The 15184-nt window shown below is 74.3% G+C and carries 16 protein-coding genes; 9 read left to right on the top strand and 7 right to left on the bottom strand.

All coding sequences use genetic code 11. The features are described 5' to 3' along the window. Window positions 1-2: 2 nt before the first annotated feature. The 3 genes from IEW90_RS12775 to IEW90_RS12765 are packed head-to-tail and all read right to left on the bottom strand — an operon-like array spanning window position 3 to window position 2868. Window positions 3-1310, bottom strand: a complete 1308-nt coding sequence (locus IEW90_RS12775) for a TRAP transporter large permease (RefSeq protein WP_188718653.1) — start codon at window positions 1308-1310, stop codon at window positions 3-5. Beyond that, window positions 1307-1825: a TRAP transporter small permease gene (locus IEW90_RS12770; RefSeq protein ID WP_188718652.1), complete on the bottom strand. Its 519-nt coding sequence runs from the start codon at window positions 1823-1825 to the stop codon at window positions 1307-1309. The genes IEW90_RS12775 and IEW90_RS12770 overlap by 4 nt, the downstream gene beginning before the upstream one ends. A 17-nt stretch (window positions 1826-1842) precedes the next feature. Then, entirely contained in the window at window positions 1843-2868 is a 1026-nt protein-coding gene (locus IEW90_RS12765) for a TRAP transporter substrate-binding protein (protein WP_188718651.1), read from the bottom strand. Between the two features lie 159 nt (window positions 2869-3027). Here IEW90_RS12765 and IEW90_RS12760 point away from each other — a divergent pair, with 159 nt between their 5' ends. The 4 genes from IEW90_RS12760 to IEW90_RS12745 are packed head-to-tail and all read left to right on the top strand — an operon-like array spanning window position 3028 to window position 6357. Further along, entirely contained in the window at window positions 3028-4050 is a 1023-nt protein-coding gene (locus tag IEW90_RS12760) for a zinc-dependent alcohol dehydrogenase (RefSeq protein WP_188718650.1), read from the top strand. After that, window positions 4047-4802 carry an SDR family oxidoreductase gene (locus IEW90_RS12755; RefSeq protein WP_188718649.1) on the top strand — a complete coding sequence of 252 codons (756 nt, stop codon included), beginning with the start codon at window positions 4047-4049 and terminating at the stop codon, window positions 4800-4802. The genes IEW90_RS12760 and IEW90_RS12755 overlap by 4 nt, the downstream gene beginning before the upstream one ends. Next, window positions 4799-5419, top strand: a complete 621-nt coding sequence (locus IEW90_RS12750; protein WP_229679669.1) for a bifunctional 4-hydroxy-2-oxoglutarate aldolase/2-dehydro-3-deoxy-phosphogluconate aldolase — start codon at window positions 4799-4801, stop codon at window positions 5417-5419. Before IEW90_RS12755 ends, IEW90_RS12750 begins: the two co-directional genes overlap by 4 nt. After that, window positions 5416-6357 (top strand): sugar kinase, encoded by a 942-nt coding sequence (locus IEW90_RS12745; RefSeq protein ID WP_188718647.1) that lies wholly within the window; start codon window positions 5416-5418, stop codon window positions 6355-6357. The genes IEW90_RS12750 and IEW90_RS12745 overlap by 4 nt, the downstream gene beginning before the upstream one ends. Window positions 6358-6413: 56 nt before the next feature. Here the strand turns inward: IEW90_RS12745 and IEW90_RS12740 are convergent, their stop codons facing one another. Further along, window positions 6414-8423: a YhgE/Pip domain-containing protein gene (locus tag IEW90_RS12740; RefSeq protein WP_188718646.1), complete on the bottom strand. Its 2010-nt coding sequence runs from the start codon at window positions 8421-8423 to the stop codon at window positions 6414-6416. Further along, window positions 8420-9088: a hypothetical protein gene (locus IEW90_RS12735; RefSeq protein WP_188718645.1), complete on the bottom strand. Its 669-nt coding sequence runs from the start codon at window positions 9086-9088 to the stop codon at window positions 8420-8422. The genes IEW90_RS12740 and IEW90_RS12735 overlap by 4 nt, the downstream gene beginning before the upstream one ends. Before the next feature lie 92 nt (window positions 9089-9180). Here IEW90_RS12735 and IEW90_RS12730 point away from each other — a divergent pair, with 92 nt between their 5' ends. Together IEW90_RS12730 and IEW90_RS12725 are read left to right on the top strand one after the other, a co-directional pair. Continuing rightward, window positions 9181-9738, top strand: coding sequence for a TetR/AcrR family transcriptional regulator (locus tag IEW90_RS12730; RefSeq protein ID WP_188718644.1), 558 nt, complete (start codon window positions 9181-9183; stop codon window positions 9736-9738). A 38-nt stretch (window positions 9739-9776) separates the two neighbouring features. Next, window positions 9777-11063 (top strand): adenylosuccinate synthase, encoded by a 1287-nt coding sequence (locus IEW90_RS12725; protein WP_188718643.1) that lies wholly within the window; start codon window positions 9777-9779, stop codon window positions 11061-11063. 79 nt (window positions 11064-11142) lie between these two features. Here IEW90_RS12725 and IEW90_RS12720 read toward each other — a convergent pair whose 3' ends face one another. After that, entirely contained in the window at window positions 11143-11763 is a 621-nt protein-coding gene (locus IEW90_RS12720; protein ID WP_188718642.1) for a maleylpyruvate isomerase N-terminal domain-containing protein, read from the bottom strand. Window positions 11764-11862: 99 nt separating this feature from the next. Between IEW90_RS12720 and IEW90_RS12715 the strand changes: the two genes are divergently transcribed. The 3 genes from IEW90_RS12715 (at window position 11863) to IEW90_RS12705 (ending at window position 14518) form a co-directional block, all read left to right on the top strand. Beyond that, window positions 11863-12462: a GNAT family N-acetyltransferase gene (locus tag IEW90_RS12715; protein WP_188718641.1), complete on the top strand. Its 600-nt coding sequence runs from the start codon at window positions 11863-11865 to the stop codon at window positions 12460-12462. A gap of 169 nt (window positions 12463-12631) precedes the next feature. Next, window positions 12632-14209 (top strand): glycosyltransferase family 2 protein, encoded by a 1578-nt coding sequence (locus IEW90_RS12710; protein ID WP_188718640.1) that lies wholly within the window; start codon window positions 12632-12634, stop codon window positions 14207-14209. Window positions 14210-14218: 9 nt separating this feature from the next. Then, window positions 14219-14518 (top strand): chorismate mutase, encoded by a 300-nt coding sequence (locus IEW90_RS12705; RefSeq protein ID WP_188718639.1) that lies wholly within the window; start codon window positions 14219-14221, stop codon window positions 14516-14518. Between the two features lie 110 nt (window positions 14519-14628). On the opposite strand, the gene IEW90_RS12700 is transcribed toward IEW90_RS12705, so the two are convergent. Next, window positions 14629-15144, bottom strand: coding sequence for an NINE protein (locus IEW90_RS12700; RefSeq protein WP_188718638.1), 516 nt, complete (start codon window positions 15142-15144; stop codon window positions 14629-14631). Window positions 15145-15184: the final 40 nt, after the last annotated feature.

Raw genomic sequence — 15184 nt, 5'->3', positions numbered from 1 at the left:
GATCAGAGGAGTCCGGCGAGGCCGGGGAGCCACAGCGAGAGCTGCGGGACGAACACGATCACGAAGAGCATCGCGACGAGCACGAGCAGGAACGGCCACAGGCGGACGATGACGGTCTCGAGGCGGGCCTTCGCCACCTGCGTGCCGACGAACAGCACCGGCGCCGACGGCGGCGAGATCACCGCGATCGAGAGGTTGAAGACCATCATGATGCCGAAGTGCACCGGGTCGATCCCGTACGAGACGGCGATCGGCAGGAAGATCGGCGTGAAGATCAGGATCGCGGGCGTCGGGTCGAGCGGGATGCCGATCACGAGCAGCACGAGCATCATGATGAGCAGCACGACGACCTTGGAGTCGGTCCAGCCGAAGAGCGACTCCGCGATGAGCTGCGGCAGGCGCGCGTACGTCATGACGTAGCTCATGATCGTCGAGACCGCGATGAGGAAGATCACGATGGCGCTCGTGCGGCACGCGTCGTAGAGGATGCGCGGCAGGTCCTTGATCGAGATCGTCCGGTAGAGGAACGAGAGCACGAGCGCGTAGATGACCGCGATGGCGGAGCCCTCGGTGGGCGTGAAGAAGCCCGCGACGATGCCGCCGATCGCGACGACGATGAGGCCGAGCGAGGGGATCGCGCGCCACAGCGTGACGAGGAAGACCGAAAACGCGGGCCACGGCTCGCCCTTGAGGTCGGGGTGGCGGCGCGCGTAGACGAACACGACGATCGCGCAGGCGAGCGCCCACAGGATGCCGGGCACGTAGCCGGCGAGGAAGAGCGCGCCGACCGAGGTGCCGCCCGCGGCGAGCGAGTAGACGATGAGCGTGTTGCTCGGCGGGATGAGCATGCCGGCGGGGGCCGACGCGACGTTGACGGCGGCGCTGAACGAGGTGTCGTAGCCGGCCTTCTTCTGCATCGGCGCCATGGTCGAGCCGACGGCGGCGGCGGATGCGACGGCCGAGCCCGAGACGGTGCCGAAGATCGCGTTCGCGAGGATGTTCGTCTGCGCGAGCGGCGCGGGCGTGCGCCCGACGAGCACGCGCCCGAGGTTCACGAGCCGTTCCGCGATGCCGCCGTTGTTCATGATGACGCCGGCGAGCACGAAGAAGGGGATCGCGAGGAGCGCGAAGGAGTTCGCGCCGCTGAGCATCTGCTGCGCCGAGGTGATGGCGCCGCGGTCGAAGTCGACGATGAGCAGCATGCAGAGCGCGCTCGGGAGCGCGATCGAGATGGAGACGGGGGCGCCGATCGCGAGCAGCAGCACGAGGCCGCCGATCAGGATGGCGCTGATGGTGCCGGGGTCGATCACAGCGCAGCCGCCTCGAGGTCCTCGTCGGGGGTGCCCTTGTGGCCCTCGTAGCGGCGCGAGAAGGTGCCGACGATGTGGATGATCAGGTAGATGGAGAGCAGCGCGCCCGAGATGGGGAGCACCAGGTAGAGCTGGCCCTGCGTGAGCGGCAGCAGCGGGTTCTTCTGGTTCCAGGCGAGCAGCGACTGCTGCAGGCCGCCGAGCACCATCACGTACAGCACGAACGCGAGCGTCGCGAGGTAGGCGATGGTGTCGGCGACCCGCTGCAGGGCGAGCGGCAGGCGCTCGACGAGGAAGTCCATGATGACGTCGGCCTTCTCGCCCACGGCGATGGCGATGCCGATGAGGCTCACCCACACGAAGGCGTAGCGCGCGGCCTCCTCCGACCAGGCGCTCGGCGCGCCGAGCACGAGGCGGGTGAAGACCTGCCAGGCCACGAGCAGCACGAGCACTGCGAACAGCGCGACGCAGATCGCGCGGAGGGTGCCGTCGAGCCAGGCCCGAGCGGTCGTCATGGTCTTCCTCATCGTCATCAGCCGCGCGCCGCCTCGATGGCGTCGTAGACGGCCTGCGTGCGCTCGGTCGTGACGCGCTCCTCGTGGAGCGGCAGGACGGCCTCGCGGAATGCGTCGACGTCGGCGTCGCTGAACTGGGCGCCGGCCTCCTCGGCGGCCGCGACGGCCTCCTCGACGGCGGTGTTGAAGAGCTCGAGCTCGGTGTCGACCGACGCCGCGAGCAGCTCCTCGAAGATCGCCTTCGTCTCCTCGTCCATGCCCTCCATGACGGCGGGGGCGGCGATGAGGTAGTCGGGCATCATGAGGTGCTCGGTGCGCGAGTAGAAGCCGGCGATCTCGTCGTGCGAGAGCGACGAGTAGATGAGCTCGTTGTTCTCGGCGCCGTCGAGCACGCCCGACTGGATGGCCGTGTAGACCTCGCCCTGGGCCATCGGCGTGCCGACGCCGCCCATGAGCTCCATCATGCGGACGTTCGTGTCGGAGCCGATGACGCGGATCTTCTGGCCCGCGAGGTCGGCGGGCGTCTCGACGGGGCCGACCGACGAGTACACGTTGCGGACGCCGCCGTGGTAGGCCGCCATGACGTCGATGCTGTCCTCGAGGAGCGCGTCGTAGAGGTCGCCCACGATCTCCTGGTCGTTGAGCACGCTCATCTGGTGGTCGGCCGACTCGTACAGGTACGGCAGGTTGACGACCGACATGTCCGACTCGAAGTTCTCGAGGAGGCTGCCGCCGACGATGGCGAAGTCGATCGTGCCGGCCTGGACCTGCTCGATGGTGGCGGCCTGGTCACCGAGCGTCTCGTCGGTGTAGAGCTCGAGCTTGTAGGCGCCGTCCGTGCGCTCCTCGAGCGCCGCCGAGAGCTCGGTGAGCGCCTGCGCCTGCGGGTGCTCCGCGTTCTGGTTGAACGCGACGCGGAAGACGGTCTGCGGCTGGTCGCCGCCCTCGCCCCCGTCGCCGCCCGATGCGCTCGAGCACGATGCGAGCGCCAGCGTCATGACCGCTGCGGCGCCGATCGCGCCGAGCATCCGTCGTCCCTGCATGGGGTTCCTCCTCGTTGAGTCGCCGGACCCGGTCGCACTTGCGCCGGTGGGCGGGTCGGGGGCTACTCTAACCAGATAGAACCGAGTTGCGCCAGACGGAACACGAAGCTGAACCCAGTTTCACCGAGCGACCGGTCGAGGCTCGAGGAGGAGACGGCGTTGCGAGCAGCGAAGTACATCGGCGGAGGCCGGATCGAGGTCGGCGACGCTGAGGCGATCGAGCCCGGGGCCGGCGAGGTGCGCATCCGCGTCGCCTACAACGGCATCTGCGGCACCGACCTGCACATCGCGCAGGGCCACATGGACCACCGCGTGCCCTCGCCGTCGCCCATCGGGCACGAGATGAGCGGCGTCGTCGAGGCCGTCGGCGCGGGCGTCGAGCTCGCGGTCGGCGCGCCCGTCACCGTGATGCCGCTCGACTGGTGCGGCGACTGCCCCGCCTGTGCGGCCGGCCACCAGCACATCTGCCAGAACCTCGTGTTCGTCGGCATCGACTCGCCCGGCGCGCTCCAGGAGCTCTGGACGGTGCCCGCATCCCTCGTCGTGCCGCTGCCCGAGGGCCTCGCCCTCGACCACGCCGCGCTCGTCGAGCCGCTCGCCGTCGCCGTGCACGACGTGCGCCGCTCGCGCCTCGCCGAGGGCGAGACCGCCGTCGTCATCGGCGGCGGCCCGATCGGCCAGCTCATCGCGATCGTCGCCCGCGCCACCGGCGCGCACGTGATCCTCGCGGAGCCCGACGCGGCCCGGCGCGCCTTCGCCGAGGCGCAGGGCGCCACCGTCGTCGACCCGATCTCGGGCGACCTCGCCGCACTCGTCCAGGAGCGCACCGGTGGTTCCGGCGCCGACGTCGTCTTCGAGGTCGCGGGCACCCGCGGCACCGCGCTCGACGCCACCTCGCACGCCAAGGTGCGCGGCCGCGTCGTCTTCGTCGCGATCCACCCCGAGCCCGTGCCGGTCGACCTCCACCGCGTCTTCTGGCGCGAGCTCGAGGTGCTCGGCGCGCGCGTCTACGAGCGCGAGGACTTCGAGCGCGCCGTCGACCTCCTCGCCTCCGGCGCCGTGCCCGCCGACGCGCTCATCACGCGCGTCGTCCAGCTCGACGAGACGCAGGAGGCCTTCGACGCCCTGCTCTCGGCAGCCGCCATGAAGATCCTCGTCGACGTCCAGGGAGCCCGCGCATGACCGCATCGTTCGACCTCACCGGCACCACCGCCGTCGTCACCGGCGCCCGCCGGGGCATCGGCTACGCGATGGCCGAGGCCCTCGCCGAGGCCGGCGCCGACATCATCGCCGCCTCGGCGAGCCAGGAGGCCGACGGCGGCGCGATCGGCGAGCGCGTTCGTTCGCTCGGCCGCGCCTTCGAGGGCCACGCCGTCGACTTCCGCGACCGCGACGCGGTGCTCGCCTTCGGCGCCCGCGTGCGCGATCGCGCGAGCATCCTCGTGAACAACGCCGGCACCATCCGCCGCTCGCCCGCCGCCGAGCACCCGCTCGAGTGGTGGGACGAGGTGCTCGACGTCAACCTGCGCAACCAGTTCGCGCTCACCCAGGCGATCGGCCAGGGGATGCTCGAGCGGGGCACCGGCCGAATCATCTTCACCGCGAGCCTGCTCTCGTTCCAGGGCGGCATCACCGTGCCCGGCTACACCGCCGCGAAGTCCGGCATCGCCGGCCTCGTGAAGGCGCTGAGCAACGAGTGGGCCGCGCGCGGCGTCACCGTCAACGCGATCGCCCCCGGCTACATCGCCACCGACAACACCGCGGCGCTGCGCGCGGACGAGGACCGCTCGCAGTCGATCCTCGAGCGCATCCCCGCCGGCCGCTGGGGCCGCCCGGACGACCTCGCGGGTGCGACGGTGTTCCTCGCGAGCCCCGCCGCCGCGTACGTCACCGGCATCACCCTGCCGGTCGACGGCGGATGGATGGCGCGATGAGCAGCGCCGGCGACCTCGCGGGCGTCGTCCCGCTCGCGACCGTGGCCGACGCCGCGGCGGCCGATGCGCTCGCCGAAGGCCTCGTGGCCGGCGGCCTGCCGGTCGTCGAGGTGGCGCTGCGGAACGACTACGGCCTCGACGCCATCGCCCGCATCGCGGCGCGCGGCGACGTGCGCGTGGGCGCCGGCACCGTGCTGACGGGCGAGCAGCTGCGGCGCGCGCTCGACGCTGGCGCCACCTTCGTCGTCTCGCCCGGGCTCGACGACGAGGTCGTCGAGGGCGCGCTCGCCGCGGGCGTGCCGGTGCTGCCGGGCGTGCAGACCGCGACCGAGGTGCAGCGGGGCCTGCGGCTCGGCCTCGACCGGCTCAAGCTCTTCCCGGCGGGGGTCGTGGGCGGGCTCGGGCTCGTCGGCGCGCTCGCGCCCGTCTTCCCGGGCGTGCGCTTCATGCCGAGCGGCGGCGTGAGCGCCGCCAACCTCGCCCAGTACCTCGCGCATCCCGCCGTCTTCGCGGCGAGCGGCTCGTGGATCGCGGCGCCCGCCGTGCTCGCGGCCGGACCGGAGGCCGTGGCGGAGGCCGCTCGCGAGGCGGTCGCGATCGCCGAGGCCTCGCGATGAGCGTCGTCGCGCTCGGCGAGTCGCTCGGCCTGCTCGTCGCCTCCCGCATCGGCCGGCTCGAGCTCGTGCCGACGATGGACCTCGGCTTCGGCGGCGCAGAGAGCAACGTCGCCATCGGCCTCGCGCGCCTCGGCGTGCCGACGACCTGGATGGGCCGGCTCGGCGACGACGCGCTCGGCCGCCTCATCGAGCGGCAGCTGCGCGCCGAGGGCGTGGGCGTCGCGACGACGCTCGACCCCGCCGCGCCCACCGCGCTCATGCTCAAGGAGCGGCCCGCCGCAGGCGCGAGCTCGGTCGTCTACTACCGGGCGGGGAGCGCCGGCTCGCGGCTCGCGCCCGAGCACCTCGACCTCGCCGCGATCGGCGAGGCCCGCATCCTGCACGTCACCGGCATCACCGCGGCGCTCGGCGAGGCGCCACGCGCCGCGCTCGACGCCGCGATCGATGCGGCGCACGCCGCGGGCGCCCTCGTGTCGTTCGACGTGAACCACCGCTCGCGCCTCTGGAGCCACGCCGTGGCGGCCCCCGAGTACCGGGCGATCGCCGCCCGTGCCGACGTCGTCTTCGCGGGCGAGGACGAGGCGGAGCTGCTCACCGGCGAGCGCGAACCCGAGGCGCAGGCGCGCGCGCTCGTCGCGCTCGGGGCCGCGCAGGCCGTCGTGAAGCTCGGCGCCGACGGGGCGCTCGGCCTCGTCGACGGCGAGCTCGTGCGGCAGGCGGCGTTCCCGGTGCACGCGGTCGACACCGTGGGCGCGGGGGACGCGTTCGTGGCCGGCTACCTGGCCGAGCTGCTCGAGGGCGCGCCGCTCGCCGAGCGGCTGCGGACGGCCGCCGCGTGCGGCGCCGTCGCGTGCACGGCGCCCGGCGACTGGGAGGCCGCGCCCGACCGCGCGGCGATCGCGCGGCTGCTGGGCGGCGGCGACCCCGTCCAGCGCTGACTGCGCCGCTGCCCCCTGATCCGCCTCGCACGAGCCGGGTCGGCGGGGGCGGCGCCTCAGCCGATGAGGCTCGGCTGCAGGTCGCGCAGCGTGCGGTGGTCGACCATCCGCGCGACGCCGAGCACGATGAGCGCGAGCGCGGCCGCGCCGAACGCCGCGAGCACGAGCGCATCCGTCCCGGCCGCGGCCATCGAGCCGCCGTACATGAGCTGGCGGAGGCCGTCGACGGCGTAGCTCATCGGCAGGGCGTGGTGCAGGGCCGCGAGCGGCGCCGGCAGCGTCTGCCACGGGAACGTGCCGCCCGCGGTGACGAGCTGCACGACCATGAGCACGAGCCCGAGGAACTGCCCGACGGAGCCGAGCCAGGCGTTCAGCGCCACGATGATCGCCGCGAAGGCCGCGACGGCGAGCACCATCATCCCGAGCATGGGCGCCGGATGCGCGATGGGGAAGCCGAGCGCGAGGCCGACGATCGCGAGCAGCGCCGCCATCTGCACCGCGCCGATGAGCGTGGGGATGAGCCACGCGGCGAGCGAGACGCGGACGGGCGAGCGCAGCGCCGTGATCGCGCGGCGCGAGAGGGGCTTGAGGATGAGCATGAGCGCGTACATGCCGATCCAGGCGGCGAGCGACAGGAAGAAGGGCGCGAGGCCCGCACCGTAGGAGCCGGCGGAGGCGACGGCGTCGGCGTCGGTCAGCACCGGATCCGAGATCGTCGACGCCTGCGCGGCGCGCTCGGGCTCGGTCGTGGCGGGGATCTGCTCGACCGCGTCGCCGAGGCCGTCGCGCAGCTGCGCGGTGCCGTCGTCGAGCCGCCGGAGCCCGTCGTCGAGCGCGTGCGCGCCGGTCGCGAGCTCGCCCGCGCCGCTCGCGGCCGACACGGCGCCGTCGGCGAGCCGGACGGCGCCGTCGTGCGCCGCCGCGGCGCCGCTCGCGAGGTCGCCCGCGCCGTCGGCGGCGCTCGCGATGCCCGCGGCGAGCTGCGGCGAGGCGCTCGCGAGCCGATCGGCGCCGTCGGCCACCTGCTGCGCCCCGGCCGCGAGCCGGTCGAGCTGCGCGCTCGCGTCCTGCACGCGGGCGTCGGCCGCCGCGACGTCGTCGCCCAGGCCGTCGAGCGGGCCGAGGGCGGCGGCGATCTGGGTCTCGTCGAGGCCCGCCTGCTGCAGCCGCTCGACGATGGCCGCGCGCGCCTCCGGCACCCGCGCGGCGACCGGGGCGACCGCGTCGGCCACGTCGCCGCCGATCGCGGCGATGCGGGCGTCGCCGTCGGCCACCTGCTGGGCGCCGTCGGCGAGCTGCCGCGTCTGCGCCGGCAGCGACGCGGTCGCCTGCTCGAGCCGCCCGAGGCCGTCGTCGAGGCGGGCCGCGCCGTCGGCGAGCCTGCCGGTGCCGTCGGCGAGCGCGGCGGCACCGGTCGAGAGCTGCGCGGTGCCGTCGGCGAGCGCGTCGGCGCCGCTCGCGAGCCGGTCGGCGCCCGAGGCCGCGTCGTCGGCGCCGTCGGCCAGGGTCGACGCGCCGTCGTACGCGTCGACGAGGCCGTCGCGGATGTCGCTGATCGCGAGCAGCATGCGCGAGGCCGCCTCCTCGCCCACCGAGCGCGCGACCGCGGTGCGGATGCGCTCGGCGGCCTGCGTGCCGATCGTCGTCGCGAGGTAGCTGTTCGCGTCGTTCGTCGACAGCTCGACGACGGCCCGGTGCGGGTCGTCGCCCGCGGCGCTCGCGAGGTCGGCCGAGAAGGAGGCGGGGAGCGTGACCGAGAAGTCGTACGTCGCGTCGGCGACGCCGGCCGCGGCCTCCTCGGCGCTCACCCGGTGCCAGTCGAAGGCGGCGTCGGCGACGAGCCGGTCCCCCACCTCGTCGCCCACGATGCGGCCGTCGTCGCCCGCGTCGTCGACGACGAGCGCCACCGGCAGCTCGTCGAGCCGCGCGTAGGGATCCTGGTTGGCCCAGAGGTAGACGCCGCCGTAGAGCAGCGGCACGAGGCCGAGGGCGAGGAGCGCGAGCCGACCCATGCGGGTGGCGACGAGGCGGCGGAGCTCCGCCGCGATCAGCTGCGGGACGGTCATGCGGCGGCCTCCTCGTCGTGGGTCGGCGCGGCGGGCGCAGCGGCCTCGGCGGCCTCGTGCGCTTCGTCGTCGCGAAGCACGGCATCCGCCGCCTCGCCGCACACGACGAGCACGGCGAAGCCTCGGTCGGCCAGCCGCCGCGCCTCCGCCCACCACGCGCGCGGGTCGCCGCCGTGGCGGTCGGGGCTCACGAGGACGACCGCCTCGACGCGGTCGCGGAGCACCGCGAGCTCTGCGAGCACGCGGATGCGCGCGGCCGGCTCGACGTCGGCGATCGGCAGGGCGCGCAGGTGCTCGACGCCGAGCTGCGCGGCCCAGCGGCGCACGCTGCGCGGGTCGCCCGGCACGCCGGCGTAGAGCAGCTCCTCGGCGATCGCGCCGCCGAGCGAGACGTCCGGCTCGGGGTCGCTCACCCGCGGTGCGTCGACGAGGGCCGTGCGGTGGCGCACCTCGCGGCGGCGGCCGTGCTCGCCGTCGAGCAGCAGGGCACCCGCATCGGGCCGCATCCGCCCGGAGGCGAGCAGGCCCACCACGGTCGGCCGCTGCTCCGTCTCGACCACGACGCGCACCGCCTCGCCGCTCTCGAACGCGAGCGACGTCGGCGGCAGCGCCGCGCCTCGGTCGTCGCCGCGACCCTTGGCCGCCTCGACCAGCTCGATGCGCATCCGCTGCTCCTCTCTCCGTCGGCGATCGTAAACTAGACTGACTGGTCAGTACAACAATGGATGCGACAGGATGCTTCGACAGAGGAGGAGCCATGGCACGCCCCAACCGCAGCCGCGACAAGGTGCTCGTCGCGGCCGCCGAGCTCGCCGCCGAGCGCGGCGTGAGCGCGACGACGGTCGACGAGATCGCCGCGCGCGCGGGCGTCGCGAAGGGCAGCGTCTACTACTCCTTCCCGTCGAAGGAGGCGATCTTCGAGTCGCTCATCGACGAGGCCATCGCCCGCGTGTCCGGGCGCATCCGCGACGCCCGCGAGAGCGCGGCGCCCGGTGCCGCGCTCGAGGCGGTCGCACGCGCGATGCTCGACGGGCTCGAGGCCAACCCGCACGTCGCGAAGGTCGTCGTCGGCGAGCTCTTCCGCACCGACCGGCCCTGGCGCGAGGCGCTCGCGGGCCACCGCGCCGTGCTGCTCGACGAGCTCGGCGCCGCCCTCGCGGCCGACGGGCGCCCCGCATCCGGCCTCGACGCCGCCGCGCGGCTCGGCGCGCTCGTCATGGTCGGCTTCGAGCGGCTCGCGTTCTCGCCCGAGCGGACGATCGACGAGTGCGTCGCCGCGGTCGTCTCGGGAGCACCCGGCACAGCCGCCCGATAGGCTGGGGCGTACGCCGCACCCGTCCGAGGGGAAGACCCATGCCAGGAATCGTGATCGTCGGCGCCCAGTGGGGCGATGAGGGCAAGGGCAAGGCCACCGACCTGCTGGCCAGCCGCACCGACTACGTCGTGAAGTTCAACGGCGGCAACAACGCCGGCCACACCGTCGTCGTCGGGAACGAGCGCTACGCGCTGCACCTGCTGCCCTCGGGCATCCTCACGCCCGGCGTCACGCCGGTCATCGGCAACGGCGTCGTCATCGACCTCGAGGTGCTGTTCTCGGAGCTGCAGGCGCTCTCCGCCCGCGGCGTCGACGTGTCGAAGCTGCGCATCTCGGCGAACGCGCACATCATCACCGACTACCACCGCACGCTCGACAAGGTGAGCGAGCGCTTCCTCGGCAAGCGCTCGATCGGCACGACGGGCCGCGGCATCGGCCCCGCGTACGCCGACAAGATCAACCGCGTCGGCATCCGCATCCAGGACCTCTTCGACGAGTCGATCCTGCGCCAGAAGATCGAGGGCGCGCTCGACACGAAGAACCACCTGCTCGCGAAGGTCTACAACCGCCGCACCGTGTCGGTCGACGAGATCTTCGACGACCTCATCTCGTACGTCGACCGCCTCCGCCCGATGGTCGGCGACACGGGCCTCGAGCTCTCGCAGGCGCTCGACGCAGGCCGCACCGTCGTGTTCGAGGCCGGCCAGGCCACGATGCTCGACATCGACCACGGCACCTACCCGTTCGTCACCTCCTCGACGGCGACGACCGCGGGCGCGGCGGCGGGCTCGGGCGTGGCGCCGAACCGCCTCGACCGCTCGATCGGCATCGTCAAGGCGTACACGACCCGCGTCGGTGCCGGCCCGTTCCCCACCGAGCTCTTCGACGAGTGGGGCGAGCTGCTGCGCAAGAACGGCTTCGAGTTCGGCACCACCACGGGCCGACCGCGCCGCTGCGGCTGGAACGACACCGTCATCACCCGCTACGCCTCGCGCATCAACGGCCTCACCGACATCGTGCTCACGAAGCTCGACGTGCTCACGGGCATCGAGCGCATCCCCGTCTGCGTCGCCTACGAGGTCGACGGCGAGCGCTTCGACGAGATGCCCGTCTCGCAGTCCGACTTCCACCACGCGACGCCCATCTATGAGGAGCTCCCCGGCTGGACCGAGGACATCACCGGCGCCCGCGAGCTCTCCGACCTGCCGGCGAACGCGCAGGCCTACGTGCGCTTCCTCGAGGAGCGCTCCGGCAGCCGCATCTCGGCGATCGGCGTGGGCGCCGACCGCGAGGCGATCGTGCAGGTGCACGACCTCATCGACTGAGCCGCTCTGAAGTTCTCAACCGGTTCGGTGGTCCGCCGAGGGGATGGTGCCCTCGGCCGACCACTGAACCGGTTGAGGTTCAGCGGCCGGCGGCCAGGATGCCGTCGAGGCCGGCGTCGGGGCGGCGGCCGGTGAGGAACCGGAGTGCCTCGAGGCTCTGGCCGCGAGCCGCGGCGTTGCTCGCGGCGAGGTGCAGGGCGTCGAGCACGAGCGCGGGAGCCGGCCGCCAGTCGACGCCTGCGGCGTCGGCGATGTCGATGCCGTGCACCGTGAGCTCGAAGCAGCGCGTGCGCAGGTACTCGTCGAGCCGCATCGCGTGCGCGCCGCCGCTGCCGACGGCGACGAGCCGGTGCGGGTCGGATGCCTGCACGGCCGCCCACGCATCGCTCGCGAGCCACCCGATCCGCGCGACGAGGTCGTCGCCGAGCGCCGCGGCGGCGGCGCGGCCGCGCGCTTCGATCGCCGCGTCGTCGCCGGTCTGGCGCAGCACGACCTCCAGGTACTCGGCCGCGGATCCGACCGTCGCCTCCGCAGGCTCCGGGAGCGCGAGGTAGTCGACGACGGTCGAGACCGCGCGGGCGGTGTGGCCGATGAGCTCGCGCAACGTCCAGGTGCCGAGCCCTGGCCCGTCGAGCCGCTCGGCCGGCACGAGGTGGACGAGCGCGACGAAGTCGTCCGCCGCCTGCCCGAACCGCTCCATGCCGGCATCGTCGCACCCCGCGCCCCTGGTCTCAACCGCGCTGCTGGTAGGGCATCGACGTGAGGTCGATGCCCTACCAAGGAGCCGGTCGAGACCAGGATGGGGTGCGTGAACGACCTCGCCGCCGTGCCCGTGCTCAGGCATCCGCTCGTGACCCTCGTGCCGCTCGCGCACGAGCACGCCGACGACCTCGAGGCGGCGGCCGCCGATGGCCTCCACGAGCGCGCCTGGTACACCTCGGTGCCGGGCCCGGGCGAGGTGCCGGCCGAGATCGAGCGACGGCTGGCGCTGCAGGCGCACGGCCGGATGGCGCCGTGGGCGATCGTCGTCGGCGAGACGGCCGTCGGCATGACCACGTTCATGCATCTCGAGCCCGAGACGCCGCGGCTCGAGATCGGATCGACGTGGCTCGCATCTGCGCAGCAGGGCACCGGCGTGAACGCCGCGATGAAGCTGCTGCTGCTCGAGCGCGCCTTCGACGTGCTCGGCTGCGTCGCGGTCGAGCTGCGCACGCACGCGCACAACCACCAGTCGCGGGCCGCGATCGCGCGGCTCGGCGCGCACCAGGACGGCATCCTGCGCAGCCACCTGCGCCATCGCGGCCTGCTGCGCGACACCGTCGTGTTCTCGATCCTCGCGGGGGAGTGGCCGATGGTGCGGCGCGGGCTCGAGGCGCGCCTCGCTCGTCCTCGAGGATGATCCGCCTGCGCCGACCGGGCGACATCGCACCCGCCGTCCACCTCGCGCCGAGGCCGCTCGGCTAGCGTCGCGGCATGCTGCCCCACCAGACGGCCCAGCCCCCTCGGCCCACGCGCTCCTCGGCGACGGATGCGGCAGGCCGTGTGCCGACGACCACGGGAGGCCGCGCGTGACGCGCCTCGCGCCCCGTGCCACGGCGCCGGCCGCGACCCGGCCTGCGGGCGCGGCGCTCGCGCTGCTGCTGCTCGCGTGGGCGGGCGCATCGTCGGCAGCCGGGGCCGCGCTCGCGATCGCGGCCCCGCCCGCGTCCCCGACGGGCTGGGCGCTGCTGCCGCTCGTCGCCGGCGTCGTCGGCCTCGCGCTGCTCGTGGGGCTGCGGCAGCTCGTGCTCGTCGTCGCGGCGCTCCTGCCGGCGCGCCGCGCTGCGGCGGCGCCGCAGGCCGGCCCCGCTCCCGACGCCCGCGTCGCGATCCTCTACCCGGTCGCCGACGACTTCCGCGCCGACGTCGTGCGCCGCAGCGCGCGCCAGACGCACCCGGGCACGCGCGTGGTCGTGCTCGACGACTCCCGCGACCCGGCGGTGGGGGAGCGCATCGCCGCGCTCGCCGCGGAGGGCGTCGTCGAGGTCCATCGGCGCGCCGATCGCTCCGGCGCCAAGGCCGGCAACCTCAACCGCTGGCTCGATCGCCACGGGCACGAGGTCGACCACGTCGTCGTCCTCGACGCCGACCAGGAGGCGGAGCCCGGCTTCGTGGCCGGTGCGCTCGCCCGCGCGGCGGCGCATCCGGATGCCGCGGTCGTCCAGGGCACGATCCTCGCCCGGGCCTCGGCCACGGCGTTCTCGCGCGACCTCGCCGGCCTGTTCGAGCGGCATGCGGCCGTGCAGCTCGCCGGCCGCGCGCGGCTCGGGGTCGGCGCGTTCTGCGGCCGCGGCGCGATGCTCGACGTGGCGGCGGTGCGCGCGGCGGGCGGCGTGCCCGAGCTCGTCATGGAGGACACCGCGCTCACGGTCGAGCTCGCCCGGCAGGGCCGCACCGTCGTGGCCGCGCCCGAGCTCGTGACCGTCGAGGACGCCCCCATCGATCACGCCGCGTTCGCCGTGCAGTTCGGCAAGTTCACCGAGGGCGCGGCGCAGCTGCTCGTGCGCTCCCGCCGCGCCGTCGTCGACCGCCGCCTCCCGATCCGCCGCCGCATCGACCTGCAGCTCGAGCTGCTCGTGCCGATCGCGGCCGCGCTCGTGCCCGTGGCGCTGTGCGCGTGGGCGCTCCTCGCCGCGGCGACCGGCGCCCCCGCGTTCCCGTGGCAGCTGGGCCTCCCGCTCGCCGCGCTCGGCGTCGTGCCGCTGCTGCCCGAGACCGCCCACCGCATCCGCTCGCGCGGGCCGGTGCGCGGGCTCGCGTTCGGGCTGCGGGCCTCGATGCTCTACGCCTCCGTCGCGCTCGTCGCGGCGAGGGGGCTCGCCGCGGTCGCGGTCTCGCGCCGCGCGCGCTTCCGCATCACGCCGAAGGTGCGGGTCGGCGGCGATCCCGCGGCGCTCCTGCGCCGCCGCGCGCTCGAGCTGACGGCGGCCGCGGCCGCGATCGCGCTCGCGGTCCTGTGGGCCGGGAGGCCGGAGGCCGCCATGCCGGTCGTCGCGGTGGCGGTCGCCGCGCTCGCGTTCGGCCTGCGGGACGCGCTCGACGCGCGCGGGCCGGCGCCGCAGCGGGTGCGCGCGACGACGGCGATCTGGGCACGCGAGCGCGCCTAGGCTGGGAGCATGACGAGCCCCGAGGAGCAGCTGCAGCGCTACCGCGCGAGCATCGACAACATCGACGCGGTCCTCATCCACACGCTCGCGGAGCGGTTCAAGCTCACCCAGGCGGTGGGCGAGCTCAAGGCGATCCACGGCATGCCGCCGAGCGACCCGAGCCGCGAGTCGCTGCAGATCGCGCGCCTGCGGCAGCTCGCCGAGGACGCCGACCTCGACCCGGAGTTCGCCGAGAAGTTCATCACGTTCGTGATCGCCGAGGTCATCCACCACCACGAGCGCATCGCCTCGGGCGGCGCGGAAGCCTGAGCGCGCCGTCCGCCCCGGTCTCGGGTACCGATCTGCGGGTGCGGCAGCGCCCGCACCAGCAGTTCGGTATCTGAACTGCGCGAGCTCTGGCGCGCAGTAGGCCAGCCGGCCTAGGCGGCCGGCCAGCCGCGCTGGAACGACGGCGGCTGCGGGGTGCGCGCGTTCGCCCACCGGGTCATGCCCGGCAGCAGGAACAGGTCGACGACCCACCAGATGCCGGCGCCGATCGCCAGCATGATGCCGACGCCGACGAGCATGAGCGGCGCCGCGAGGAGCGTGCCGCACAGCAGGGCGATGGCCGTGCCGTTGTGGCCGAGGTAGAAGCGGTGGGCGCCGAAGACGCCGAGGAAGACGAGCAGCAGGTAGGCGATCGCGAGGTCCTTCGCAGGCCGGTGCACGACGTGATGCACGACGACCTGCTGCTGCGGGGCGGCCGCGCGCCCCGACGCGGTGCCGTCGTGCAGGTACCGGCCGTCGAGGCGGCCGACGGGCCGCGGCGCCGACGGCCGCGGGACGCCGCTCTCGCTCCACGGCGCGTACGCGCCCCAGCGCTGGCCGTCCCACCATCGGCGGCGGCCCTCCGGATCGTCGTACCAGCCCGCATCTCGGGAGGGCGTGCTCGTCATGCTGCCCATGGTAGATCGAGGGATGCTCGACTGCGGCGCC

The organism is Agrococcus terreus, from assembly GCF_014645235.1.
In the GTDB taxonomy this organism is placed as follows: Bacteria; Actinomycetota; Actinomycetes; order Actinomycetales; family Microbacteriaceae; genus Agrococcus; species Agrococcus terreus.
This window is presented reverse-complemented; position numbering and strand designations above follow the sequence as displayed.